The sequence below is a fragment of the Stenotrophomonas sp. YJH_SMC_64 genome, assembly GCF_059371375.1.
Genome location: NZ_JCAFUN010000004.1, coordinates 106,087 through 131,216 on the forward strand (window position 1 = coordinate 106,087; position 25,130 = coordinate 131,216).

At 66.0% G+C, this 25,130-nt stretch carries 22 protein-coding genes, 7 tRNA genes and 1 pseudogene; 18 read left to right on the forward strand and 12 right to left on the reverse strand.

The window, feature by feature from the left end:
• Positions 1-14 precede the first annotated feature (14 nt).
• The 9 genes from phaE to AC5P9L_RS05320 all read left to right on the forward strand — a co-directional run bounded on the left by phaE (position 15) and on the right by AC5P9L_RS05320 (position 9,551).
• Positions 15-1,061, forward strand: a complete 1,047-nt coding sequence (gene phaE / locus AC5P9L_RS05280; protein WP_279915974.1) for a class III poly(R)-hydroxyalkanoic acid synthase subunit PhaE — start codon at positions 15-17, stop codon at positions 1,059-1,061.
• Positions 1,058-2,125, forward strand: a complete 1,068-nt coding sequence (locus tag AC5P9L_RS05285; protein ID WP_060380858.1) for a class III poly(R)-hydroxyalkanoic acid synthase subunit PhaC — start codon at positions 1,058-1,060, stop codon at positions 2,123-2,125. Before phaE ends, AC5P9L_RS05285 begins: the two co-directional genes overlap by 4 nt.
• 31 nt (positions 2,126-2,156) lie before the next feature.
• Positions 2,157-2,525 carry a YfeK family protein gene (locus AC5P9L_RS05290; RefSeq protein WP_005413813.1) on the forward strand — a complete coding sequence of 123 codons (369 nt, stop codon included), beginning with the start codon at positions 2,157-2,159 and terminating at the stop codon, positions 2,523-2,525.
• A gap of 64 nt (positions 2,526-2,589) precedes the next feature.
• Positions 2,590-2,793 (forward strand): PspC domain-containing protein, encoded by a 204-nt coding sequence (locus AC5P9L_RS05295; RefSeq protein WP_099480093.1) that lies wholly within the window; start codon positions 2,590-2,592, stop codon positions 2,791-2,793.
• The gene (locus tag AC5P9L_RS05300) at positions 2,790-3,242 is read left to right on the forward strand and encodes a hypothetical protein (protein WP_043034666.1); all 453 of its coding nucleotides are present in this window, start codon (positions 2,790-2,792) and stop codon (positions 3,240-3,242) included. Before AC5P9L_RS05295 ends, AC5P9L_RS05300 begins: the two co-directional genes overlap by 4 nt.
• A gap of 735 nt (positions 3,243-3,977) precedes the next feature.
• On the forward strand, positions 3,978-4,193 hold the full coding sequence (locus AC5P9L_RS05305) for a hypothetical protein (RefSeq protein ID WP_005410085.1): 216 nt from the start codon (positions 3,978-3,980) through the stop codon (positions 4,191-4,193).
• 207 nt (positions 4,194-4,400) lie between these two features.
• Positions 4,401-6,788 (forward strand): Tex family protein, encoded by a 2,388-nt coding sequence (locus AC5P9L_RS05310; RefSeq protein WP_180872643.1) that lies wholly within the window; start codon positions 4,401-4,403, stop codon positions 6,786-6,788.
• A gap of 208 nt (positions 6,789-6,996) precedes the next feature.
• Positions 6,997-9,186 (forward strand): PAS domain S-box protein, encoded by a 2,190-nt coding sequence (locus AC5P9L_RS05315; RefSeq protein ID WP_005410083.1) that lies wholly within the window; start codon positions 6,997-6,999, stop codon positions 9,184-9,186.
• Between the two features lie 62 nt (positions 9,187-9,248).
• Positions 9,249-9,551, forward strand: a complete 303-nt coding sequence (locus AC5P9L_RS05320; protein WP_012480609.1) for a hypothetical protein — start codon at positions 9,249-9,251, stop codon at positions 9,549-9,551.
• Here the strand turns inward: AC5P9L_RS05320 and AC5P9L_RS05325 are convergent.
• Both AC5P9L_RS05325 and AC5P9L_RS05330 read right to left on the reverse strand, forming a co-directional pair.
• A complete protein-coding gene (locus tag AC5P9L_RS05325) occupies positions 9,493-9,783 on the reverse strand; it encodes a putative quinol monooxygenase (protein WP_012480608.1) in 291 nt (96 codons plus the stop codon). The two genes, AC5P9L_RS05320 and AC5P9L_RS05325, sit on opposite strands and share 59 nt — an antisense overlap.
• A gap of 61 nt (positions 9,784-9,844) precedes the next feature.
• Positions 9,845-10,933, reverse strand: coding sequence for a DUF5694 domain-containing protein (locus AC5P9L_RS05330; protein WP_262101602.1), 1,089 nt, complete (start codon positions 10,931-10,933; stop codon positions 9,845-9,847).
• Positions 10,934-11,206: 273 nt separating this feature from the next.
• Between AC5P9L_RS05330 and AC5P9L_RS05335 the strand changes: the two are divergent.
• Both AC5P9L_RS05335 and AC5P9L_RS05340 read left to right on the forward strand, forming a co-directional pair.
• Positions 11,207-11,302, forward strand: a pseudogene (locus tag AC5P9L_RS05335) (GNAT family N-acetyltransferase); the annotation flags it as partial.
• Between the two features lie 406 nt (positions 11,303-11,708).
• Positions 11,709-13,535, forward strand: a complete 1,827-nt coding sequence (locus tag AC5P9L_RS05340; protein WP_099527693.1) for a methyl-accepting chemotaxis protein — start codon at positions 11,709-11,711, stop codon at positions 13,533-13,535.
• Here the strand turns inward: AC5P9L_RS05340 and AC5P9L_RS05345 are convergent.
• Both AC5P9L_RS05345 and AC5P9L_RS05350 read right to left on the reverse strand, forming a co-directional pair.
• Positions 13,532-14,965 carry a GGDEF domain-containing protein gene (locus tag AC5P9L_RS05345; RefSeq protein ID WP_262101603.1) on the reverse strand — a complete coding sequence of 478 codons (1,434 nt, stop codon included), beginning with the start codon at positions 14,963-14,965 and terminating at the stop codon, positions 13,532-13,534. The genes AC5P9L_RS05340 and AC5P9L_RS05345 overlap by 4 nt on opposite strands.
• A gap of 200 nt (positions 14,966-15,165) precedes the next feature.
• Positions 15,166-15,251: transfer RNA gene (locus tag AC5P9L_RS05350), tRNA-Leu, on the reverse strand.
• Positions 15,252-15,383: 132 nt separating this feature from the next.
• Between AC5P9L_RS05350 and AC5P9L_RS05355 the strand changes: the two genes are divergently transcribed.
• Positions 15,384-15,764, forward strand: coding sequence for a response regulator (locus AC5P9L_RS05355; protein WP_005410076.1), 381 nt, complete (start codon positions 15,384-15,386; stop codon positions 15,762-15,764).
• 10 nt (positions 15,765-15,774) lie between these two features.
• Here the strand turns inward: AC5P9L_RS05355 and AC5P9L_RS05360 are convergent, their stop codons facing one another.
• Positions 15,775-16,731, reverse strand: coding sequence for an SOS response-associated peptidase (locus AC5P9L_RS05360; protein ID WP_262101604.1), 957 nt, complete (start codon positions 16,729-16,731; stop codon positions 15,775-15,777).
• Between the two features lie 77 nt (positions 16,732-16,808).
• Between AC5P9L_RS05360 and AC5P9L_RS05365 the strand changes: the two genes are divergently transcribed.
• Positions 16,809-17,225, forward strand: a complete 417-nt coding sequence (locus AC5P9L_RS05365) for a GNAT family N-acetyltransferase (protein WP_005410074.1) — start codon at positions 16,809-16,811, stop codon at positions 17,223-17,225.
• A gap of 165 nt (positions 17,226-17,390) precedes the next feature.
• Here the strand turns inward: AC5P9L_RS05365 and AC5P9L_RS05370 are convergent.
• The 7 genes from AC5P9L_RS05370 to AC5P9L_RS05400 form a co-directional block, all read right to left on the reverse strand.
• A tRNA-Glu gene (locus AC5P9L_RS05370) sits at positions 17,391-17,466 on the reverse strand.
• A gap of 47 nt (positions 17,467-17,513) precedes the next feature.
• A tRNA-Ala gene (locus AC5P9L_RS05375) sits at positions 17,514-17,589 on the reverse strand.
• Positions 17,590-17,634: 45 nt separating this feature from the next.
• A tRNA-Glu gene (locus tag AC5P9L_RS05380) sits at positions 17,635-17,710 on the reverse strand.
• Positions 17,711-17,759: 49 nt separating this feature from the next.
• Positions 17,760-17,835 (reverse strand) — tRNA-Ala (locus tag AC5P9L_RS05385).
• A gap of 184 nt (positions 17,836-18,019) precedes the next feature.
• Positions 18,020-18,095: transfer RNA gene (locus tag AC5P9L_RS05390), tRNA-Glu, on the reverse strand.
• 54 nt (positions 18,096-18,149) lie between these two features.
• Positions 18,150-18,225, reverse strand: a tRNA-Ala gene (locus AC5P9L_RS05395).
• Between the two features lie 89 nt (positions 18,226-18,314).
• The gene (locus tag AC5P9L_RS05400) at positions 18,315-18,725 is read right to left on the reverse strand and encodes a heavy metal-responsive transcriptional regulator (protein WP_005410073.1); all 411 of its coding nucleotides are present in this window, start codon (positions 18,723-18,725) and stop codon (positions 18,315-18,317) included.
• A 187-nt stretch (positions 18,726-18,912) separates the two neighbouring features.
• Between AC5P9L_RS05400 and AC5P9L_RS05405 the strand changes: the two genes are divergently transcribed.
• The 5 genes from AC5P9L_RS05405 (at position 18,913) to adiC (ending at position 25,110) form a co-directional block, all read left to right on the forward strand.
• The gene (locus tag AC5P9L_RS05405; RefSeq protein WP_005410072.1) at positions 18,913-19,980 is read left to right on the forward strand and encodes a GlxA family transcriptional regulator; all 1,068 of its coding nucleotides are present in this window, start codon (positions 18,913-18,915) and stop codon (positions 19,978-19,980) included.
• 78 nt (positions 19,981-20,058) lie between these two features.
• On the forward strand, positions 20,059-20,862 hold the full coding sequence (locus tag AC5P9L_RS05410; RefSeq protein WP_043034672.1) for a TlpA disulfide reductase family protein: 804 nt from the start codon (positions 20,059-20,061) through the stop codon (positions 20,860-20,862).
• A gap of 30 nt (positions 20,863-20,892) precedes the next feature.
• Positions 20,893-21,735, forward strand: a complete 843-nt coding sequence (dsbG, locus tag AC5P9L_RS05415) for a thiol:disulfide interchange protein DsbG (protein ID WP_005410070.1) — start codon at positions 20,893-20,895, stop codon at positions 21,733-21,735.
• A gap of 512 nt (positions 21,736-22,247) precedes the next feature.
• Complete coding sequence (locus AC5P9L_RS05420) at positions 22,248-23,681, forward strand: DcaP family trimeric outer membrane transporter (RefSeq protein ID WP_043034673.1); 1,434 nt, start codon at positions 22,248-22,250, stop codon at positions 23,679-23,681.
• Positions 23,682-23,757: 76 nt separating this feature from the next.
• Positions 23,758-25,110, forward strand: coding sequence for an arginine/agmatine antiporter (adiC, locus tag AC5P9L_RS05425; RefSeq protein WP_005410068.1), 1,353 nt, complete (start codon positions 23,758-23,760; stop codon positions 25,108-25,110).
• Positions 25,111-25,130 lie beyond the last annotated feature (20 nt).

The following is a 25,130-nucleotide window of genomic DNA, read 5'->3' on the forward strand; positions in this document are numbered from 1 at the left end:
TGCGGAGGCCTGCGATGACCAGCTCGGCCCACGACGCCGGCAGCAGCGATTTCGAAACGCTGGCGCGGCAGTACTTCGGTGCCTGGGGCGATGCCCTGCGCCACGCGAGCACGCCCGGTGCACCGGCCGGCGGCGACCCCGGCAGCTGGCAACGGCTGTTCGACTGGTGGGGCCAGCTGTTGCCCGAACAAGGGCAGGGCGCGCCGGAAGATGCCGTGCGCCGTTTCCGCGAACAGGCCGGCAGCTGGTACGGCACCATGCAGGAAGTGGCCGCGCGTTTCGCCGGCCGCGATGCCAGCAGCGCCGAGGTGGCCCAGGCCTGGCGCGAGGCGGTGCAGGGGCAGGGCGATGGCATGCTGCAGTGGATGCTGCAGGGCGCCCGTGGCAGCACCCACGCCGGCGCCACCGTGCCCGACTTCGCCGCATGGCTGCAGCAGTTCCAGCTGCAGGCGGGCCCGTGGCTGCAGAGCCCGGCGTTCGGCCCCGGCCGCGAGCACCAGGCGCGCTGGCAGGCGCTGCTGCGGGCGCAGGAGGAGTACCAGCAGCATTCGCGCGCCTACGTTGATCAGATCAGGCAGGCGTTGGACGAGGCCTTCGCGTTGTTCGAGCAGCGTCTGGCCGAGCACGAACAGCCCGGCAGCCAGTTGACCAGCGCCCGCGCGATGTTCGACCTGTGGATCGAAGTGGCCGAGGAGGCCTACGCCAAGGTCGCCATGTCCGAACCGTTCCAGCAGGTGTACGCCTCGCTGGGCAACGCGCAGATGCGCCTGCGCGCCGGCCTGCAGCGCGAGGTGGAACAGATGAGTGAGCGTATCGGCCTGCCGACCCGCAGCGAGATGGACGCCGCGCATCGCCGTATTGCCGAACTGGAGCGCAGCCTTCGCCGCCTGCAGGCACAGGTGGCGGTGCTGGCGGGGACCGCCGCGGTCGATCCGGTGTCGCAGCCGGCACCGGCGAAGGTGAAGCCGGCCGCGCGCAAAGCCGCGAAGAAGGCGCCTGCAAAGAAGGTGTCTGCGAAGAAGGCTGCGTCTCGCGCTTCCACTCGGGCGCGTGACCGATGAAAGGACCGCTGGGCTTCAACGCCGATGACCTGATGCAGGAAACCCTGGCCATGCAGCGCAAGCTGATGGAAGGTCTGAAGCTGCTGCCGCAGGTGGAAGACGTGGACTATGGCGTGACCGCGCGCGAGGAAGTCTGGCGTGACGGCAAGGTGGTGCTGTACCGCTTCGTCGGCGAAAGGGCACCGACCCGGCGCACGCCGCTGCTGATCGTCTACGCGCTGGTCAACCGGCCGTACATGGTCGACCTGCAGGCCGACCGTTCGCTGGTGCAGAAGCTGCTGGCGCTGGGCCAGGACGTGTACGTGCTGGACTGGGGCTACCCGGATAGGTCCGAACGCTTCCAGACCCTGGAGGACTACCTGCTGCGCTACATCGACGGCGCGGTCGATGCGCTGCGTGCGCGCAGTGGTGGCCCGGTGGACCTGCTGGGTATCTGCCAAGGCGGCGTGTTCGCACTCTGCTACGCCGCGCTGCGCCGGCAGAAGCTGGGCAAGCTGATCACCATGGTCACCCCGGTCGACTTCCAGACGGCTGACAACATGCTCTCGCATTGGGCGCGGCAGGTGGACGTGGACCTGCTGGTCGACACGCTGGGCAACATCCCGGCCGACCTGATGAATGCCAGTTACCTGATGCTCAAGCCATTCCGCCTGAACGTGCAGAAGTACGTCGGCCTGCTCGACATCCTCGATGACAAGGCCGCGCTGGAGGATTTCCTGCGCATGGAGAAGTGGATCTTCGATTCACCGGACCTGGCGGGCGAGGCGTTCCGCGATTTCATCAAGCAGTTCTATCAGGGCAACGGGCTGGTGAACGGCACGGTGCGGATCGGCGAGGAAGCGGTGGATCTGTCGCAGGTGACGCTGCCGGTGCTGAACATCTATGCCGAGCAGGACCATCTGGTGCCACCGGATGCCTCGCGCGCGATGCGCGGGCGTTTGGGCACGGACGACTACACCGAGTCCAGTTTCCGTGGTGGGCATATTGGTATCTACGTTTCCGGCCGCGCGCAGCGCGAAGTACCGGCCACGATCGATGGCTGGTTGAAGGCGCGCGATCTGTAGAGTCGAGCCATGCTCGACTGACTTGGGGGGGATGATGTACCGGATTCTGTTGATTCTTGCGGCACTGCTGACAGCACCACTTGCCCACGCCGCACCCAGTACGGATGCACGCCGGGAGATCGCCCAGCTGATCGCCAGCCTGGACGGCTCCCAGTGCCGTTTCCAGCGCAATGGCAGCTGGTACGACGGCAGCGACGCGCGCGCGCACCTGCAGCGCAAGTACGATTACCTGCTGAAAAAGGGCATGGTGGACAGCGCCGAGCAGTTCATCGAGCGCGCTGCCAGCCAGAGCAGCATGAGTGGCAAACCCTACCGCATCCAGTGTCCGGGGCAGCCTGAACAGACCGCAGCCGCCTGGTTCGGCGCACGCCTGCAGGCCCTGCGCCACCGCACGCCGTAGACATGGGGGCAGTGTAGAGTCGAGCCATGTTCGACTGCCTTGTCCGTTTCCCGGAGCTGCCGCCATGAACACCACGCCCAAAACGCTGTCGCGTTCATTGAACGACCGCATGATTGCCGGCGTGATGGGCGGCATTGCCCATCGCTTCGGCTGGAATGCGACCCTGCTGCGGGTGCTCTACGTGCTGGTTTCGCTGGCCTCCGCCGCCTTCCCTGGCATCCTGGTCTACCTGATCCTGTGGCTCCTGATCCCCAACGAGGCCGATTGAAGACTGGAGCAACGCCCTGGCCGATCTGGCTGCGCGCGCTGCAGGTGCTGGGCGCGGTGTGGACGTCACCCAATTCCCTGCTCGGCGTGATCGGCGGCCTGGCCGGCATGCTCGGCGGCGCGACATTGCGGTGGAGCGGCCGTGACTGCGCGCTGGTGTTCGACCGCTGGCCGTGGGGGCCAGGTGGGGCGATCACTCTGGGGAACGTGATCCTGCATACCGGCCATGACCTGGGCATTTCCTGCCGCACCTATGCGCATCAGGCAGGGTGGGGCGCGGAGCCGCTGATCCGGCTGGATGATCACGAACGGGCGCACGTGTACCAGTACATGGTGCTGGGCCCGCTGTACCTGCCGGTGTACCTGCTGTGCGGCGGGGTGAGTGCGCGCAATCCGTTCGAACGGGCGGCCGATCATTTCGCCCGGTTCGGGCGTGGCTGGTGGCCGTAGTTTCCAGCCAACGGCGCAGCCCCTCGTGGGTGGTCGCGGAATGCGTTTCATGCGATTGGGCCGGGCGGGGTGGGTTCGCGGGACACGCCGTGAACCCGTCCCTGGGGGCTCGATGGCGCCATCCATGGCGCCAACGGTCCCGCGAACCCACCCCGCCCGGCCCCTGACAGTTTCCGTGCGCGTCCAGCCACGGAGAAGAAATAGAACAGCAGAAGCGGGTCGCGCGCTGCGCTTGCTCGCGAGCGGGGCATGGCTTGGCTTGGCTGGTCTCTACAGGAAGCAACAAATCAGCCGGCCAAGCCGTTTTTGCTTTTGATCTTCTTTTTTCTTTTCCGTGGGGGGAGGCAGGCATCAGGAACCTGTCAGCGGCCGGGAGGGTGGGTGGGGCGGGGTGTCCGCGGCATGGATGCCGCGGCCAAGCCCCCAAGGACGGGTTCACGGCGTCCCCGCACTACCCACCCTCCCGGCCAGCCCCCGGGAAACCAGCTTTCCGCGAACAACCAAACCACCCACGAGGGGCTGCGCCGTTGGCGGGAATCCCCCACGGATTCGTTAGCCGGAAGTTAAAGATCCGTAAGCATTCTGCTGCGATCCCGCAGTCATCTGCATGCAACCGATCGTCATTAGCCTTCGTGACGTTCCAGTCAGGTTCGACGCGGTAAGCTCTCCCTTGATGAGCTCGCAGCATCGTTCATCGAGTGCAGTACGCAGTAGCAATTTGGAGGAATACATCACATGGCAATCGTTCTTTATGTCGGTGGTAGCAAGGATGGCGAGAAGGGCGTGGTGCCCTACGGCTTCAGCAAATCCCGCGCCGACACCGCGCTGGGGCCGGAGTTCTACACGGAGCGGTTCATGGAACTGCAGGGTGTCGGCAAGGTCCGCCTGATGGCCCTGGAAGGCATGCGTGACGAGATCGTCATGCAGCGCGCCGCCCGCCACTACCGCTGACTTTCGCAACACGCGGCAGGGCGCGCCCACCATCGCGCGCCCGCGCCGGCATCCCAGCCCAGGGCCAGTCCGAGCCCTCTCTCCGCCAGGATGCCGGCGTCCACTCCGGCCCCGCCGCTGAACCTCGCCCCCTGTCAATGCCTTGTCCGGCTCCGTCGTGGATTGCCAGAATGGGATCTTCCCGTACCGCGGCACAGACCTGAAGCAATGCACGACGCCAAGAACGCCCAGAGCGCGCTCGCCCAGCAGATCGCCCAGACCATCGCCGACGAGATCGGTGCCCAGTCCGCCCAGGTGCGCGCCGCCGTCGGCCTGCTCGACGAGGGCGCCAGCGTTCCGTTCATCGCGCGCTACCGCAAGGAAGTGACCGGGGGCCTGGACGACACCCAGCTGCGCAACCTGGAAACCCGGCTGACCTACCTGCGCGAGCTGGAGGAGCGCCGTGCGGCGGTGCTGGCCAGCATCGGCGAGCAGGGCAAGCTCAGCGACGAGCTGCGCAACGATATCCTGGCCGCCGACACCAAGAGCCGGCTGGAAGATCTGTACCTGCCGTACAAGCCCAAGCGCCGTACCCGCGCCCAGATCGCCCGCGAGGCCGGTCTGGAGCCGCTGGCCGATGGACTGCTGGCCGACCCCACGCAGGATCCGCAGGCCTTCGCCGCCGCCTTCGTCAACACCGACAAGGGCGTGGCCGACACCAAGGCCGCGCTGGAAGGTGCGCGCGCGATCCTGATGGAGCGCTGGGGCGAGGACGCCGCGCTGGTCGGCGAGCTGCGCACCTGGCTGGGAGAGACCGGCGTGATCCGTGCCCGCGTGGCCGAGGGCAAGGAAACCGAAGGCGCCAAGTACCGCGACTATTTCGAACATGCCGAATCTCTGGCGAAGATTCCTTCGCACCGGTTGCTGGCGCTGTTCCGCGCGCGCCGCGAAGAGATCCTGTTCCTGGAACTGGACCCTGGCAGCGATGCCGAGGCCGGCCACCAGTACGCCGAAGGCCGCGTGGCGCGCAGGGCCGGCATCGCCGACCGGGGCCGCGCCGCCGATCGCTGGCTGCTGGACGCCTGCCGCCTGACCTGGCGCGCCAAGCTGCACACCCATCTGCTGCTGGACCTGTTCAACCAGGCCCGCGAGAAGGCCGAGGCTGAGGCCATCGCGGTGTTCGGCGACAACCTGAAGGATCTGCTGCTGGCCGCACCGGCGGGCCCGAAGACCGTGCTTGGGCTGGACCCGGGCATCCGCACCGGCTGCAAGATCGCCGTGGTCGATGCCACAGGCAAGCTGGTGGCCACCGACACCATCTACCCGCATGAGCCACGTCGCCAGTGGGACCAGTCGGTGCAGACGATCAAGCAACTGTGCGCCAAGCACAACGTTGAACTGATCGCGATCGGCAACGGCACCGCCAGCCGCGAAACCGACAAGCTGGCCGGCGAAGCGATCAAGGCTGCCGCCAACCCGAAGCTGCAGAAGGTCGTGGTCAGCGAGGCGGGCGCCTCGGTGTACTCGGCCTCCGAGTTCGCGGCCAAGGAGTTCCCGGGGCTGGACGTGTCGCTGCGTGGCGCGGTGTCGATCGCGCGTCGCCTGCAGGACCCGCTGGCCGAACTGGTCAAGATCGAACCCAAGGCGATCGGTGTCGGCCAGTACCAGCACGATGTGGACCAGTACCGGCTGGCACGGGCGCTGGACGCGCGCGTGGAGGACTGCGTGAACGCCGTGGGCGTGTACGTGAACACCGCATCGGCCGCGCTGCTGTCGCGGGTGTCCGGCCTGTCGGCCACGGTGGCCGAGAACATCGTGCGCCATCGTGACGAGAACGGCCCGTTCAAGCGCCGCAAGGATCTGCTGAAGGTCGCGCGCCTGGGCGAGAAGACCTTCGAACAGTGCGCCGGCTTCCTGCGCATCGCCGACGGCGACCAGCCGCTGGATGCTTCGGCGGTGCACCCCGAAGCCTATCCGGTGGTCGAGCGCATCGTGGCCAGCACCGCACGCCCGATCAAGGCGCTGATCGGTGATGGCAGCTTCCTGCGTGGCCTGAAGGCCGAGCAGTTCACCGATGACACCTTCGGCTTGCCGACCGTGCGCGACATCCTGAAGGAACTGGAGAAGCCGGGCCGCGACCCGCGTCCGGAGTTCAAGGCTGCGCGCTTCGCCGAAGGCGTGGAGGACATCAAGGACCTGCGCGAGGGCATGGTGCTGGAAGGCGTGGTGAGCAACGTGGCGGCCTTCGGTGCCTTCGTCGATATCGGCGTGCACCAGGACGGCCTGATCCACATTTCGGCGCTGTCCGACACCTTCGTGAAGGACCCGCGTGACGTGGTCAAGGCTGGCGATATCGTCAAGGTGAAGGTGCTGGAGGTGGACGTGGCGCGCAAGCGCATCGCCCTGACCCGGCGCCTGGACGATACCCCCGGGCAGGCCACCAGCCGCCCGGGCCAGCGTGATGAGCGCGGCCATGGGCAGGGTCCGCGCCGGGATGCAGGCGGCCAGAACCGCGGGCCGAACCGGGGCCAGGGCAATGGTGGCCGTCCCGCCGCGTCCGCGCCCCCGGCCAACAACGCCCTGGCCGAGGCCTTCGCCCGCGCCAAGCGTAGTTGAGGACCGTGTTCCCCGTCACGCTTGATTCGTGGCGGGGGACTTGTCGATTTTCCCCGTGATTGCGCACACTTGCGCTTGAGGGGAGGCGTCCGGCCACCCCGCTGTCGCTGGGGAGGGCCATGACGCCAGCAGGACCCGTCGTCTTCGTTGAGGTCTGCAGCGTCGCGCTGCGGCCGCTGCCTGCCTGCGCGGGCCGGGGGCAGCGGTGATGGCGGGCCAGGGCACCAACGGCAACGGGTTGCTGGAGCGCCGCCTGCAGGCGCTGGCCGAAGAACGTCGGCGGCTGGCGATGATCATCGATGGCACCGCCGCGGGCACCTGGGAATGGAACGTGCAGAACGGCGAGATGCGGGTCAACGCGCGCTGGGCCGAGATTGTCGGTTACCGCCTGGAAGAGCTGGAGCCGGTCTGCCAGAAGACCTTCCTGAAGCTGGTCCATCCCGATGACATAGCGCTGTCGGACGCGGCACTGGACGAGCATTTCGAGGGGCGCACCGACAACTATGCGTGCCTGCTGCGAATGCGCCACAAGAATGGCCAGTGGATATGGATCCAGGACCGTGGCCGCGTCTTCGAATGGGACGCGCAGGGCAAACCATTGTGGATGGCCGGCGCGCATGCCGACGTGACCGAGCTGCAGCAGGCCCGACAGGATGCGGCCGAAACACGGCAACGCCTGCAGGCCGTGGTCGATGCCTCCGACGAGGTGGCGGTGATCGCCACCGATATCGATGGCACCATCACCCTGTTCAACACGGGCGCGCAACGCCTGCTGGGCTACAGCGCGGCGGATGTGGTCGGCCAGCGCCGGCTGGATGCCTTCCACGATCCGCAGGAACTGAATGCCTGGCTGCGACCGCTGGCCGATGCCGATGGCCAACTGCCAGATGTGTTCGAGGCACTCAGTGCGCGTGCCGATGGCCAGACCTATTCGCGGCAATGGACGCTGCTGCGCAAGGACGGCCAGCCACGCCAGGTACGCCTCTCGATCAGCCGCATGGACGGTGCCGACGGTGTACGCATCGGCTATGTCGGGATGGCCATCGACATCACCGAGATCCTGCAGGCGAGGGCCGAAGCGCGCTTGTCCGCGGAGAAGTTCGCCGGTGCGTTCACCTCGGCTGCGCTGGGCATGGCGCTGGTGTCACTGGAAGGGCGATGGCTGGACGTCAACGATGCGCTGTGCCGGATCCTCGGCTATCCGCGGGAAGAGCTGCTGCAGGTGGATTTCCAGCGTCTCACCCATCCTGATGACCTGCAGACCGACCTGGCCCTGGTGCAGGACCTGCTGGCCGGGCGTCGCAGCCACTACCACCTGGAAAAGCGCTATCTCGATCGCGATGGCAAGGTCATCTGGGCCCGATTGTCGGTCTCGCTGGTGCGCAACGAGCATGGCGAGCCGTTGCATTTCGTGTCGCAGATCCAGGACATCACCGCCCAGCGCAGCAGCGAGCAGCGGCTGTTCGAGAGCGAACAGCGCAGCCGCATCACCCTGGATGCCGTGGCCGACCTGGTGCTGAGCGTCAGCCTCGATGGCCGTATCGATTACGCCAATGCCGCTGCAGTACGCATGTTGGCCGGCGATGGCGCGTTGTCGCTGGCAGGACACAAGGTGCAGGATGTGCTGGCGCTGACCACCGAATACGCGCCGGGTTCGGTGCTGGACGTGTCGGTACTGCTGGATCCGGACAGCAATGCGGTCGACCTGCATGCCGACCTGCTGCTGCGCCTGGGTGCCGCCACGGTGCCGGTGGACCTGACCCGCGCCTGGTTGCGCGATGACGAGGGCCACGTGCGAGGCGCGGTCTGGGTGCTGCGCGACGATACCCAGCAGCGTGCCCGCCAGCGCGAGGCGCGTCATCTGGCCGAGATCGACCCGCTGACCGAACTGAGCAACCGCCGTGGCTTCGAGGTGCATCTGCAGCAGGCGATCACCCGTGTCGAACGTACCGGCCAGGCCGCGTCGCTGATGTACATCGATCTGGACCGGTTCAAGCCTATCAACGATACCTGGGGCCATCTGGCTGGCGATGCGGTGCTCTGGGCAGTGGCCAGTGTTCTGCGTCACGGGGTGCGCGATTCGGATGTGGTGGCGCGGCTGGGCGGCGATGAGTTCGCTGTGATCCTGTCCGGTTGCACGCCGCGTCGTGCAGCGCGCATTGGCGGCGAGCTGCTGCATACCCTGGCGTCGCTGTCGATTCCGTGGGACCAGGACCGGTTGCGGGTAGGGGCCAGCATCGGCATCGCGCCGCTGGCCGGAGGGATGAGCGTGGACCAGGCGGTGGCCGCGGCCGATGCCCAGTGTTACCGGGCCAAGGCGATGGGCCGCAACAACGTGCAGGTGCAGGGCGAGGCCAGTGAGCTGCCGGGCGATGATTCCGAGGTCGTCGAGGGCTGATCTCAGCCTGTGAGAGGGCGGGCGCAAATACTCCGCGCACCTCCTCTCTTACAGGTGATCCCATGAATGTCTGCAACCCGATGGCGGTGCGTGCCTTCGCCCCGGCCCTGGTCGGCTGGTGCCTGGCCCTGGCGGCCGGGCTCCGGCTGGAGGAGGTGCGTGAGGACCGTCTCGCCCAGGCAATGTTGCCGGTGCTGCAGGCGAGCGTGGTGGCGCTGCTGGCCCTCACCCTGGCGTGCACGGTGGCGGCCAGCCTGGTGCTGTGGCGGCACAGGCGCCGGGATCACCGTCGCGTTGATGCCGGCACTACAGAGGCGCAGCATCCATCAGCAGGAACCGGCATGGCGCGCGCTGGAAGGCATTGATCTGCGGCACCAGCCGCTGGAAATGTTCGCTGGCGCAGTGGATGTCCAGGGCGACGCGGTCAGGCCATTGCTCGATGAAGATGAAGTGCCCGGGATCCTTCTGGTCCACGAACAGTTCATAGCCGAGGCAGAGCGGCTCGCGCTGCGTGCAGGCGACCAGTTCCCGGTACAGCGGAAGCACGGTGTCCACGGCATCGGGATGGATGAAGTCTTCGGCGATGACCTTGAGCATGCAGGCACCTCTGGATGGGGCCCTGCAGGATAGTGCCGGCGGGTGGCCGGCACCCATCCCGTCAACGCAATACTGCGTCCGCACTGACCAGCTGCACATCGTGCATCTGGTTGAGGTAGGCCTCGTAGTAGCCCTTGTGCGAGGCACCGACGATGGTCAGCATGCGGGTGCCCGGGTGCTGGCCGAGCACGTCGCGCATGTTGGCGACCATGCGCAGGTTGCGGGTTTCCCAGTAGCCCACGTAGTTGCGGCCGAAGCCTTCCGGCGAGGGTTCGACGAGCGTCGCGCCGAAATCGCTGTTGAAGGCCAGCATCGCGGCCTCGGGTGCGTTGTAGGCGCGATACATCGCGAGCAACCCATCCGGTTGAGCAAGATTGGCTTCCAGTCGTTCATCGGCCGCCCTGCGCGCTTTGGCGAAGGAATTGTCCCAGGCACCGCGTATGGCGGCAGCGTAGGCCTTCTGCTGCGATTCCGGTGTAGGCGAATCCGCAGTGTGGTCGTCGACCGCCAACAGCCGCTCCAGCCCCAGGCGCGCGGCGAGGACGCCGGCCACCAGGCCGGCCTCGTTGCGGCGTGCCATGCGCGTGTCGAGGAACTGCACCAGCTCCGGTGTCAGGCTGTCCGAGGCACGTCGCTCTTCCCTGGGCAGCCGCAGCCATTGGACGACTGCCGAGCTGCTCTCGCCCGCAGCCAGGAACACTGCGGCCAATCGGCGTCGCTGGGCAGCGGTTGGCGCCTTCGGCCAATCCGCAAGCAGGCGTTCCATCTCCACGTTGGCGCTGGGCACGTCCAGGCCGGTGGCGGCCTGCGCCGGTGCCGGATCGACGCAGTAGTCCGCTACGCTCTCGGCGTATCGGGCCGGATTGCGGCGCATGAAGTCACACTGCAGGCCGGACAGGTTCTCTACCGCGATCGCGGTGGGCCGCCAGGCTTCCAGGCGCTGCAGCAGAGGTTCCAGCATCGCCGGCATGAAGGTCTCCGGCAGGCTGGACAGGTGCGGGCTGCCCAGCACCAGCACTTCGTTCGGGCGCCCTGCGGGCGGTCCCTTCAGCTGGTCCGGGTGGAAGGCGGGTCGATAGGCGGTGTCGTTGGCCAGCGCGCTGCTGCTGCACACGGCCAGGAAGAGAAGGCTGGCAAAGCGAGGGAACATGCGATCTCCATGTCGATGAGCATCCTGCGGGACCTTCATGCTGGTCATATTCTCCTGCCGCGGAATCCCGCATTGGTCATGTAAACCTTTTTGCCTTGAGCTGCATCCTTCTGCTGAGCGATGCTGTACCCAGCGCTCAGGCAATGCAGAACATGACGTCCGACGACTGGACCATCGACAGTCCGCGGCTGCACCTCCGGCCGTTCACGCCCCGGTGTATTCCTTGGCCTGGCAGGCCTGCATCGAGCCCGTGACGCAGAACCCGAACTGGGCATCTGGATCGCAGAAATGATGCATGGGCACGGCTATGGTCGCGAAGCCGTGGCGGCGGTGTGGTCGGCCGCCTCAGGGCGCCTGCGTTGTGCTGCGTTCCGCTATCCGGTGGCCGAGCAGAACCGGTCCAGCCGTTCCCTCGCTGAGTCCCTCGGCGGACTGCCTGTAGCACGTGAGCAGGGCGTGAAGTACACGGCAATCGTCTACCGCAATGCACGGAGTTGCGACGGACGTCGCGGAATCCCGCTAAAGCGGCTGACGGCATCGCCGATACTCCCTCTGGATCCCGCTCCAGTCACCCGCCGCAGGACCCCAGGCTGCCCCCGATGGGCGGTCCGCGCAGTGTGCCGCCGCTCCCAGATGCCGATCGCACCCGCAGCAGACGTTCTTGGCAGTCGCTCGAGAGGTGCCGTTGGCACCTGTAGTCCCTGGCAACTGATGTTGCCGCCGGGCATCCCGCCCGTCGGGTCACAACCGCTTACCGGACACCGAGGATCAGACAATGCTCATTCCAGGCTTCACGGCAGGCGCGCAGGCGCCGGCCGAGCTGCACACCCGTTGGTCGCCGTGGCGTGCGCTGCTTGGCGTACTGGCGCCGCAGCAACGCACCGGCACAGAGAAGGCGATGACCGACCGCACCGAGCTGGAAGCGCAGGTGGCCGCGCTGCATCGCGTGCAGGCCGTCATCGAGTTCGCGCTCGACGGCACCATCCTGCAGGCCAATGACAATTTCCTGCAGGCGATGGGCTACCGGCTGGAGGAGATCCAGGGCAAGCATCATTCCCTGTTCGTCGACCCCGAGCTGGCGCGCAGCGCCGAATACCGCGACTTCTGGGCGCGCTTGGGGCGCGGCGAATACGACGCCGGACAGTACCGCCGCTTCGGTAAGGGCCAGCGCGAGATCTGGATCCAGGCCTCGTACAACCCGGTACTGGACCGCCAGGGGCGGCCGTACAAGGTGGTCAAGTTCGCGACCGACATCACCGCGCAGAAGCTGCAGGCGGCCGACTCGGCGGGGCAACTGGCCGCGATCACCAAGTCGCAGGCGGTGATCGAGTTCAGCATGGATGGCCGCATCCTGTCGGCCAATGACAATTTCCTGGCCGCCACCGGCTACAGCCTGGACGAAGTGCGCGGGCAGCACCATTCGTTGTTTGTCGAGCCCGAGCATCGCAGCAGCATCGAATATCGCCAGTTCTGGGAGAAACTGGGGCGCGGCGAATATGACGCCGGCCAGTATCGGCGTCTTGGCAAAGGCGGGCGTGAGATCTGGATCCAGGCGTCCTACAACCCGATCCTGGACCTCAATGGCAAGCCGTTCAAGGTCGTCAAGTACGCCACCGACATCACCGCGCAGGTGCATGAAAACCAGGCCATGCAGCGCGCGGTGGCGCAGACCCGCGAGGTGGTGGCCGCGGCCAAGCAGGGCGATCTGACCCAGCGCGTGGCCACCGCCGACAAGAATGGCTCGATCGCCGAACTGTGCGAAGGCGTGAATTCGCTGGTCGAGGCGATGGCCGCGATCATCGGCCAGATCAAGTTCGCCGCGGACACCATCGCAGTCGGCGCGACTGAAATCGCACAGGGCAACAGCGACCTCTCGCAGCGCACCGAGCAGCAGGCGGCTTCGCTCGAGGAAACTGCGGTGTCGATGAAGGGCCTGGCCGAGACCGTGCAGCGCACCGCCACCAACGCGCGCCAGGCGAGCCAGCTGGCCGGTGGAGCCGCCGATGTCGCTGCGCGCGGCGGCAATGTGGTGCATGAGGTGGTCGAAACGATGGCGGTGATCAATGCCTCGTCGCGGCGCATCGTCGACATCATCGGGGTGATCGACGGCATCGCCTTCCAGACCAACATTCTCGCGCTGAACGCAGCGGTGGAGGCGGCGCGTGCCGGTGAACACGGCCGTGGATTTGCCGTGGTTGCCACCGAGATCCGCGAGCTGTCGCAGCGTTCGGCCAGCGCGGCGAAGGAGATCAAGCACCTGATCGATGAGTCGGTTGCCAATGTGGGTGCCGGTACGGCGCAGGTTGAGAGCGCGGGCCGCACCATGGACGAGATCGTGACCAACGTGCGCCGGGTGAGCGACCTGATGACCGAAATCAGCACTGCCTCGCAGCAGCAGAGCGACGACATCCAGCAGATGAACCATGCCGTCGATCTGATCGACCAGGGCACCCAGCAGAACGCGGCCCTGGTCGAGGAGGCGTCGGCGGCGGCACGCAGCATGGAAGAGCAGTCGGCGCAGCTGCTGCAGACGGTGGCCAGCTTCCGCTTGCAGGGCGGCGCCGGGCACCGGCACGGAGCGGCGGCGCTGCATGCGGTCTAGGCGCGGCGACCGGACTGTTCTTCCTTGGTTTCGGTGTCGCCGCGTACGCAGTTGCGACCGGCATGCTTGGCGCGATACAGGGCCTGGTCGGCGCGTTCGACCAGGCCGCGCGGATCGCCGTCTTCGCCGGGTGCCTGCCAGGCCACGCCGATGCTGATGGTGACGGTGGCCACGGGGGCGGGCAGGGCTGCGGCTTCGACCGAAGCGCGCAGCCGTTCGCCCAGGCCCAGGGCGTGGGTGGCATCGGGCGAGGGCAGGGCGGCGATGAACTCTTCGCCGCCGTAGCGGGCCAGCAGATCGTCGCCCCGTTGCAGGCAGCCATCGAGGATGCCGGCGACGGCACGCAGGCGCCGATCACCTTCCGGATGGCCGTAGGTGTCGTTCAGCCGTTTGAAGTGGTCGATGTCGATCATCAGTACCGCCAGGCCCTGGCCCTGGCGGCGCGCGCGGCGGTGGGCCCGATCCAGCGACTCATCGAAGCTGCGCCGGTTGCCCAGTCCGGTCAGCGGATCGCGCCGCGCCAGCGTTTCCAGTTCATCGCGCTGGCGCTGGATCTCGACCTGGCTCAGCACGCTGCGCAGCGCATAGCCGAGCAGGGAGCCGATGAAGCCGACCGTGGCCAGGGTCGGCTGCAGGCGCGCGACCAGAAGCGCCACCAGCATCAGCAGCAAGGGCAGCATCAGTGGTACGCCGGCATCGATGATGCGCCGCAGGCTGCGGGATACCTCCATTGCCGGGCAGCGACGATGGCTGCCCGCCAGGATGGCCAGCAGCACGAACAGTCCACTGATCAGCAGGTCGCCCCAATTGCCGTCGGGCACCTGCGGCTGATAGGTATTGATGTAGAAGGCCAGCAGGAAGTAGCCCAGCGCGTAGATCGTCAGCGTCCGGAAAAAATCGCGGCGGTCCGGATCGTCCTCGGCCAGGAAACGGATCAGTGCGAAGCAGAACACCAGGCTGTTCTGCACGCCGCTCATGGTGTTCAGGCACTGCGTCCACAAGGCGGTGTTCAGCGGCGCCATGGCCCGCGCATGCAGGTAGTGCAGCAGCCAAAGCAGGGCAATGATCCCGAGGTCCACCGCACGGATGTAGCGGTTCCCGCCGCCCGGGCTTGCAGCGACGTAGGTCAGGGGGATCCCGTAGAACACGTACAGGATCAGTGTTGAGGCGGTCATCTGCGCAGGGGCGAGGCCGGCCACATTGCGGTACAGCAGCGCCAGCAGCGCGAGAGAGAACAGGCCGACGGCCGCGCCGAGCAGTCGCCACTGGCAGGCCGCCTGGCTGACACGTGCACGCCGTACGCAGGCCAGTGCAGCCAGCAGCGGGGCGGTGATCAGCATCAGGTAGGAGCCGACCGGGTCCTGCGGGCCGACAAAGGCAATGACGAGCGCGTGCGTGACGAGAAAAAACAGTGCAGCACGCAACGTCATGCAGTCCCCCACCCCCGGATCCGGCGGGATCACGATAGGCAGATGTACGTGAGGCTGGCAAGAAAAGTGTGCACTACGTCTAGCGACAACCCTGTCAGCGGTCGCAGTTTTGCGTCAACACAGTGACACCGGAGCGGCTATATGGGCCTGCATCGCCTGAAAAGCAAAAGGCCAGGTCATGGACCTGGCCTTTGATGCTGTGGTGCCGGTGAAAGGACTCGAACCTTCATGGGGTCACCCCCGGCTGATTTTGAGTCAGCTGCGTATACCATTCCGCCACACCGGCAGGCAGCGTGTGAGTGTAACCGAGGAGGGCAGGGCTTTCATAGGGGCAAGGCAGATCGAGGCGTTTCCTGTCGGCATCGGCTCTGCGATGGCTATACTGCGCCGGCTTGAATGCCTCCAGGAGCCATAGCCGATGACAGTGTTGCAGGACCTGAGGGTGCTGGTGGTCGAGAACGACGAGATGAGCGCAGCCTTGCTGCAGATGCAGCTGGTGCATGCCGGCGCGACCGTGGTCGGGTTGGCGGCGAGCGTGGCTGAAGCATTGCGCGTGCTGGAAGACTCGGTCCCCGATGTGGCCCTGCTGGACTATCGCCTGGCCCGCAACGAGACCAGCGAGCCGGTGGCGGCAGCATTGTCGGCGCGAGGCGTACCGTTCGTGCTTGCCACCGGAATGCTGGCTGAGCAGCTGCCCGAGTCTATGCTGTCCGGAGTACTGCTGGTCAAGCCGTATCTGTCGGCGGACCTGACCCGGGCGCTGAGCCGTGCGGTGGGCCGTTCCAGCGCAACGGCGTGAGAACGGCGCTTCAGCCGGCCTCCTCGTACAGGTAACGGATGTCCTCGCGGTCGTCGAGGATGCTGTACTGCCCGGCCAGGTTGTCCGGATCGGGGTTGAGCCACGCATCGAGATGCTCCCCGCGGATCGGTATCACGCCGCGATCGTGACCTGCCGCGGCGACATCGCGTGGCGGGGTGTCGGTGATCGTGGCGAATGAGAGCAGGCGTCCTTCCGGTCCCTCCCATTCCGCCCAGAGGCAGGCCAGAAGCAGGTCGCGGGGCGGGTCGGGGCGAAACTCCAGCACCACATCCTGTTCCTTTTCACTGGCGCCAAGCGCGCGCCCTGCGATCGCGTGGCGTGGTACGTGCTCATAGAACGCCTGCACCACGACAACGCCGTGGCGAAGGCCGAACGCGCCGCGCCAATAGCCTTCCAGGCTGTCGCGTCGTGCGTTGTAGGTGCCGGGGTAGAGCACGTCGTTGCGTGCCGGCTTGTCCGGCAGCCGGCATTGGTAGCGCATCGGCTTGATCACCCGTCGGCCGCTCTCGCTGACCATCACCGGCGCGTAGGTGCCGGGAAAAATGCGGTTGTCGCGCGGCAGTAGTTGTACCCGGTGCAGGTCCTCAAGCCGGGCCTGGGCGCGCTCGATGCGGTTGCCGGCCACGCGCAGGTCGTTGCGTGCCTTCTGGGTGGGGCGGGTGGCGAGCGTCGCGTGGGCGATATCGCGGCGCTCGCGTTGGCGGGCCAGCTCCGCCTCGAGATTCTGGCGTTCCTGCGCATGCCACTGCTGGATCTTCGCAACGATGTCGCGACCCTGTTCGGTGCGCGCGCCGGCAAAGCCGTCGTCCATGGCCTTGGGGGTTTTCGGCCGCTTCTTGCCGGGATCGTGCGCGTACAGTTCGGCGAACTCCTCCAGCGACAGGATGGCACCGAACTCGCGGACCAGCTTGGCGTAGTCAGCGCGGATCAGGGCGGAATAGCACATGGGAACTCTGCAGGCCTGGGTCGCAGTCGTTGCGACGTGGATGCGGCAGGATAGCCCGACCTACAGGGAGATACCGCATGAATGATTCCGTCAGCTGCCAGTTCCGCGAGGCTGTCCCCACGGTCGAAGACTATTGCCAGCTGCGTGTGCTGGCGGGCCTCAGTGCCAAGAGCCAGGAGGCGGCGGCACGCGCGCTGCCCAATACCCTGTATGGCGTGTGCGCCTACCAGGGCAATGAGCTGGTAGCGATGGGCCGCATCGTCGGCGATGGTGGGTGCCACCTGCAGGTCTGTGATATCGCCGTGCTGCCGCGCCTGCAGGGGCAGGGCCTGGGCAAGGAAGTGATGCGTCGGCTGGATGGCTGGATGCAGGCGAACCTGCCGCCGTCTGCATACGTCAGCCTTCTGGCCGATGGTGAAGCGCACCGGTTGTACGCGCAGTTTGGTTTCGCACCCACCGCACCTGCATCGATCGGGATGTATCGCCGGTTCTGAGGTGTGTTCAGGCTGAGGCCATCCATGCGTGGCATGGATCTACTGGGCCAACCGGCCGCCGGATCCATCCCGGCCCTGCAGTAGATCCACGCCATGCGTGGACAGGGCTTTCCCGGGAATCTCAGGCAAAGAAAAACCCCGGCCGAAGCCAGGGTTTTCAAGAATTGGCGTCCCCACGGGGATTCGAACCCCGGTCGCCACCGTGAAAGGGTGATGTCCTAGGCCTCTAGACGATGGGGACGCACGAAAACTTCAAGTTGTAGATCCTTCGACGGCCTAATGTCGAAGTGGTGGAGCCAAGCGGGATCGAACCGCTGACCTCCTGCATGCCATGCAGGCGCTCTCCCAGCTGAGCTATGGCCCCATGAAACTCCGGATGATCTGCCGGGAGCAGAGTCCGTTTTGAAACTGGCGTCCCCACGGGGATTCGAACCCCGGTCGCCACCGTGAAAGGGTGATGTCCTAGGCCTCTAGACGATGGGGACGCACGAAAAACTTCAAGTTGTAGAACCTTCGACGGCCTAATGTCGAAAGTGGTGGAGCCAAGCGGGATCGAACCGCTGACCTCCTGCATGCCATGCAGGCGCTCTCCCAGCTGAGCTATGGCCCCGTGTTACCGAGCCGCCTATCATACCTGCGTGTTCACGTTTGTGGAAGTCTTTTTTGAACTTTTTTCGTTCCGGTTCAACCGCAGCCACGAGGGCAGGGGAACCGCAACGCCACACCCTGAATACCGGTAGGCGGTGAACAAAAAAGACCCGGTTATCGGCCGGGTCCTCGTTGTTCGTGATGAGTGGCGTCCCCACGGGGATTCGAACCCCGGTCGCCACCGTGAAAGGGTGATGTCCTAGGCCTCTAGACGATGGGGACGCAATTCTCATCAATGTTCTTTAGCGACCTTTCGACGGCCTAATGCCGAAAGATTGGTGGAGCCAAGCGGGATCGAACCGCTGACCTCCTGCATGCCATGCAGGCGCTCTCCCAGCTGAGCTATGGCCCCACGTCGCTGAGGAGCGAAATAATAGCCTTGCCCCAGGGGGTTGGCAAGCATTTGTTGCACTTTTCTTCACGCGTGTTGCGAAGCCGATGTCAGTCGCCTGCGGCCGTGGTGTCGTCGGTCAGAGCGGCCAGGATCGGGCACTGGTCCAGCGCGCCATGGCCGGGGCAGGCGTCGACCAGCTGCGACAGCGCGATGTGCATGCGCTGCAGTTCGGCCATCCGTTGTGCGATGTCCTGCAGGCGGGCCTGCGCGGTGTCACGCACGCTGCCCATGTCCTGCTGGTGGTGATCACTGAGCGCGAGCAGTTCTCCGATTTCCTCCAGGCTGAAGCCCAGTGCCTTGGCGCGGCGGATGAAGCGCAGCCGGCGCAGATCCGGCTCGCCGAAGATGCGGTAACCCCCGGCCGAGCGCGCCGCCGTCGGCAGCAGCTGCTGCCGTTCGTAATAGCGGACCGTATCGATCGGCACGCCCGCCTGACGGGCCAGTTGTCCAATGTTCATGGCAGCTTTCCTGCGGATCCTGCCGGCCATTGTGAAGCCTGGAGTCTGGTCGAGAGTCAAGGCTTCAGCTCGGTGCGCGCATTCAGCCCACTTTGCAACTTTCTTCATAGCCCCGCAGATGGGCCTGTTCCTACCCTTCGCCTGAACCGGCCGTTCGATGGCCTGCAACGAACCGAGGAGGTGGTCTGTGGAGGGAGTCAGGAACGAAGCATTCGTAGAGGTTGCGGTGGTCGAATATCCGGGAGGGGACCCCTCCGCCGCCTCTGTGCTGGCCGAAATGGCCCACGTCGCCAACCGCCTGGCCCAACAGCAGCGCCGACCCTTCAAGCGTGTGCTTGTCACCCGCTGGATCGTTCCCGCCAGCCAGACCGGTGTACACCGCATCGCGGGTGCTGAAATGCTCGACGCCGCCATTCCCGCGGTGATCGCGGTTCCCGGCCAGATCAGCCCCGGAGCCTGTCTGCGCGCCGAAGAGGTCCTGCTGGACTGGTTGCGGGCCCACTACGACGGGGGCAGCCTGCTGGCTGCTGCCAGCGACGGGGTCGGTGTACTGGCCCGTGCGGGACTGCTGGCCGGAAGAACGGTCAGCGGCCCCGATCTGGGGCGACATCCAGGGTTGCAGGCGCAGGCGGTGAGCTGGGTGCCCAGTGAGCGGGCGCTGGTCGACGATGGCGATCTGCTGACGGTTGGCGGATCGCAGGCTTGGCGTTTCCTCGGGCTGCGTTTGCTGTACCGGCTGCACGGGCAGGGCGTGGCGAGCGCGGTCGCGCAACAGCTCGGGATCGTCGTGCCCGCAGGGATCCAGCAGGATCTTGAGCGTTTCAGTGCCAACTTCGCCCACGGTGACCGCGATGTACTGAAGGCCCAGCGCTGGCTGCATACCACTGCCGCACGAGGAGCCACTCTGGCCGCAATCTGCGAGGTTTCCGGATTGGAACCGCGCACCCTGCAGCGGCGCTTCCTCCGAGCGACCGGTCTGCGGCCGATCGAATACTGCCAACGGCTGCGCATTGCCAAGGCGCAGACCCTGCTGCAGCAGGGCGCAGGCATCGAGGAGGTGGCCTGGGGGGTGGGCTACGCTGATCAGAGCGCATTCCGGCGACTGTTCCTCCGCATCGTGGGCATGACACCGGCCAACTATCGCCGCCACGTCAACTGCAAGCGGCGGGAGCGACCGTTGATGCCGTCGGTGGCCGGAAGTCTGCGCGGCCTGCAGGCGTCCCCCGGAATGCAGTTGGGGCGCAGTGCGGCCTGACCATGGGGCGGGCGAGCGCTTGCAACCTGGGCGTGACGCTTTGACCATGCAGGCAGTGGAACTTGAACAGGTGGGCTGATGTCGAGTGTTGGACCGGTACCGATGCCGGTGGTGTTGATCCTGATGTGCACGTTGCTGGCCATGACCGTTGCCCGTCTTTGGCCGCGCAGGGCAGTGGGAATGCCGCTGCCGTCGGCAGCAGGCATCGTGCTGGACATGCTGCTGATCGGCCTGCTGTGTGGTCGTGTCAGTTTTGTTGTGCTGAATTTCGCGCTCTATCGTTCGGAGCCCTGGAGCATTCTGCAGGTCACCGATGGTGGCTATCACCTGATGGTGGTGCTGGTGGCCGGGCTGTCGTGGGGATTATGGCGTCTGCGGCCGTGGCGTCAGTTGCGTGCACCGGTGCTGACGAGCGCACTGGTAGGCGTGTTGTTCTGGGTCGCTGGTGGCCAGTTGCTGTCGGCATGGCAGGAGCGGCAGATGCCGTTGCCGGCGCTGCAGGTGGCGGACCTTCAAGGCGATCGTATCGATCTGCAGCAGTTCCGCGGCAAGCCGCTGGTGCTGAATCTGTGGGCCACATGGTGCGGGCCCTGCCGGCGTGAGATGCCGGTGCTGGCGACGGCACAACAGGCACATGATGACGTGCAGTTCGTATTCCTCAACCAGGCTGAAACCCTGGATGAGGTCCAGGGTTTCCTGGCCGGCGAACGACTGATGCTGGGCAACGTGCTGCTGGATGATGACGCTGCTGCTTCCACCGTGCTCGGCGTTCAGGCATATCCTTCCACGCTCTTTTTCGACGCCGATGGGCGCCTGCGTGAACTGCACCTGGGCGAACTGACTGCGGCCGGCCTTGAACACAAACTGCGCCGGCTGCGGTAGCCTGCGCGGGCATCTCACTACGGAGTTCCCATGTTGTCGATTTCCCTGCGCACCGCCCCGGCGGTGCTCCTGCTGCCGGTCATGCTGGCATTGGCCGCCTGCAGCCAGGCACAGACGCCGCCGGGCAAGGCCGCTACGGCTTCGGCGACGACTGCTCCGGCATCTGCCGCCAAGGGCGACCGTCCAGCCGTGCTGAAGGGCATCGAGAAGCACGGCTTCGAGGTCGTTGCCGAATTCGATGCGCCGGACGGCCTGCGCGGTTTTGCTGGCGTGGTGGGAGGGCAGCAGCCTGCAGCGGCCTATGTCACGGCCGATGGCAAGCACGTACTGGTGGGCAGCCTGTTCGATGCCGAAGGTAATGATGTGGCTGCCGAAGCGGTCGAGAAGCTGGTTGCCGCACCGATGTCGGCCAAAATGTGGACCAAGCTCGAAGCCAGCGCCTGGGTGCGTGATGGCAAGGCCGACGCGCCCCGCGTGGTCTATACCTTCAGCGATGCCAACTGCCCGTATTGCCACAAGTTCTGGGAGGCGGCCCGTCCGTGGGTCGACGCCGGCAAGGTACAGCTGCGCCACATCATGGTGGGTGTGATCCGCGAGGACAGTCCGGCCAAGGCCGCAGCCATCCTCTCCGCACGTGATCCGAGCGCGGCGCTGCTGGAGAACGAACACCAGTTCGACCGTGGCGGCATCAAAGCGCTGCCGAACATCAGCCGCGAGATCGCCGGCAAGCTTGACGCCAACCAGGTGTTGATGCTGGAGATGGGGTTCCAGGGCACCCCGGGCATCCTGTTCCAGGATGCACAGGGCCAGGTGCAGCGCCGGGCCGGATTGCCGCAGGGCGACGACCTGCAGACGGTGCTTGGTCCGCGCTGATCCACGCCTGCATGATGATGTAGACCACAGGCCCGCATGGTGACATGCGGGCCTGTTGCGTTCCTGCCCCAGGCGAACACAACCGCTTGCGCATTGTCTGTTCGTCGTCACGTCTGAATCGTGACTGAGATCAAGCATCGTGCCTTGATTCCAATCAAGGCCAAAAGCGACAAACGGACTAGCCTTTGACGCATGGAATACAGCGTCAATGCGCGATGGATGCCGCGCTCGCCACGCCCTGATCAGGGTCGGCCGGCACAGCCATTCACGACACTCTCACTCTGTGCTTGTTACCCAGACCGCTGCGGTCGCCACCTCTCTGGCAGCGCGGCCTTGATGGAGTCGACATGGGTGCAGGCGGGGCAGTGTCATCGTCCTGTTGCCTGCCGTGCGCAGGCTGGCCGATGTCGTCGACGCAGTACCCGCATTTCCAGCAACGGCAACGCGAAGCCAGGGCGGCGCATGCATGCGCTCCGGAACCGTGATGCGAGTGTTCGTCAGGGGAGGATGCAATGCGTTTGGCCGTACTGAGTCTGGCATGCCTGGGGGCACTGGCGATCACGCCGGCGTACGCTCAACAGGGTGATGCAGAGGATGCGCAGGCATTGCGGCGCGAGATGGCCGCCATGCGCCAGGCGCTGGAAGGCATGCAGCAACGGCTGGACCGGCTTGAGCAGCGCGATGCTGCGCCTGCGCAGGCAACAGCCGCGCCTGCAATGGCGCCGATGGCCTCTGCCGCCCCTTCCGACGTGATCCATCGCACCCAGGTGCCGGGTGTGGCGCAGCCGGTACTGCCGCAGCGCGATTCGGTCGCTGATCCGTCCACTGCGGCATCGCGACCGGACAGTGCGGCGGGCCCGACCGACCCGGATCTGAAGGGGTTCTTTGCCATACCCGGCACTGATACGGTGATCCGCATCGGCGGTTACGCCAAGCTGGATGCCATCGCCGATTCGCGCGCGGCCGGCGACGAGGATCAGTTCATTCCCTCGTCGATGCCGGTGGGCGGCAGCCACCGCGATGTCTCCAACTTCAACATCCACGCCAAGCAGACCCGCTTCAGCTTCGAGGCGCGGCGTCCAACCACGCACGGCAACCTGCGCTTCTATCTGGAGAACGACTTCTTCGGCAGCAGCGATGGCTACGAGTTCCGCCTGCGGCATGCGTATGGACAGCTCGGCAATACCTATGCCGGCTATGGCTACTCCAGCTTCATGGACCCGGACAGCCTGCCCGACACGCTGGACTTCGCCGGGCCGGGTGGCGCCGGCTATCTGCTGGTGGCCGGCATCCACCACAGCTTCACGATGGGCAAGGGCAGCACGCTGACCGTGGCGGCCGAAGACCCGAAGACTGAACTTGCCGGTGCCAGTGATGAGCGGGCTGCGGTGAACCGTCTGCCGGACGTAACCGTGACCGCGCGCATGGAGCGCGACTGGGGCCACCTTCAGGTGGGCGCGGTGGCGCGCAGCCTGGCCTATGACGGCGATGGCGAGCGCGACCGGCGAATGGCCGGCGGCCTGCAGCTGAGTGGCTCGGCCTCGGTGGGCGAGCGCGACCTGCTGCTGTTCGGTGCGCTGGGAGGACGCGGCCTCAGCCGCTATACCGCCGACCTGACCGGCTCCGGGCTGGACGCGGTGGTCGGTGCCGATGGCCGCCTCGACGCGTTGGACCTGCACGGCGGCTTCGTCGGCTATACCCACTATTGGTCCGAGTTGTGGCGATCGAACCTGATCTTCGGCCAGCTGACCCTGGAGCGGAACGCTGCACTGGCGGCCGATGCCTTCCGACAGAGCCGGTACGGCGTATTCAACCTGATCTGGAGCCCCGCGCCGTCGTGGACGATGGGCATGGAGCTGCTGTACGGCCGCCTGGAACAGCAGGGCGGCGCACGCGGCGACACGGTCCGGGTGCAGGGCAGCCTTCAATACAACTTCATCAAATAGGCGCCAGCGGTCGTACGCCAGCGCAACCGTCCCCACGCCCGGTGCTGCCGGGCTCATGCCAGTACCGGAGATCGTCATGGCAGAAGCAAAGAAAATCGGGGTGGTCGGAGCCACCTTCCTCGTCGCCGGCAACATGATGGGCTCAGGCGTGTTCCTGCTGCCATCGAGCCTGGCCAAGATTGGTACCGCCTCGATCTGGGGCTGGCTGATCACCACCGCCGGTGCGCTGTTGCTGGCCTTCGTGTTCGCCAAGCTGGGCAAGCTGGCACCCAAGGCGGGCGGCCCGTACGCCTATGCGCGCGACTGGTTCGGGCCGTACATGGGCTTCCAGACCAACACCATCTACTGGTTCGCCAACTGGATCGGCAACGTCGCCATTCCGATCGCCGCAGTGGGCTATTTCAGCTACTTCTTCCCGATCCTGTCCGAGCCGCTGGTGCGCTGCATCGCGGTGCTGATCCTGGTGTGGGCGCTGAGTTTCGCCAACGTGATCGGTCCGGCGTTCGTCAGCCGGGTGCAGACCGTCACCACCAGTTTTGCGCTGGTGCCGATCCTGGGCATCGCCATCTTCGGCTGGTTCTTCTTCGATGCCGACATTTTCAAGGGCGCCTACAACGTGTCCGGCGAATCGAACTTCGGCGCGATCTCCAGCGCCGCGGCGCTGACGCTGTGGGCCTTCATTGGCGTCGAGTCGGCCTCGGTCACCGCTGGTGTGGTCGAGAACCCCGAAAAGAACGTGGCCCGTGCCACCCTGGCCGGCGTGTTCCTGGCTGCCATCGCCTATATCGCCAGCTCCTCGGTGATCATGGGCATGGTGCCCAATGGCGAACTGCAGACCTCCGATGCGCCGTTCGCACTGGCTGCGGCCAAGGCCGTCGGTGGCTGGGGCGGTGCGCTGGTCAGCCTGTGTGCCTTCATCGGCGCTGCCGGTTCCCTAGGCGGCTGGATCCTGCTGACCGCACAGAGCGCCAAGGCGGCCTCCGATGACGGCCTGTTCCCGAGCATCTTCAGCAAGACCAACAAGGACGACGTGCCGGTCAAGGGCGTGCTGATCGTGGCCGTGCTGATGACCCTGGCGGTGCTGGTCACCTCCACCTCGGAAACCGCGTCGGCACAGTTCGACGTGATCACATCGGCGGCGGTGGTGCTGACCCTGCTGCCCTACATCTACTCGTGCGTGGCCTGCTACTTCGTGGTCGAGCGCTCGCACACCCTGGTCCACACCGGTGCGTTCTGGACCCTGACCAGCCTGACCGTCGTTTACTGCCTGTGGGCGATCTACGGCTCGTCGGGAACCATCGTGCAGTACGCGTTCCTGTTCGTGCTGTTCATCACCGTGTTCTATCCCTTCTTCAGCGAGGAGCGCCGCCAGCAGCGGCAGCGCGCCCGCGAGGCCTCGGCGATCAGCGCCGGCGCCCAGCGTTCCTGAGTTAGACAAGGAGAATCAAC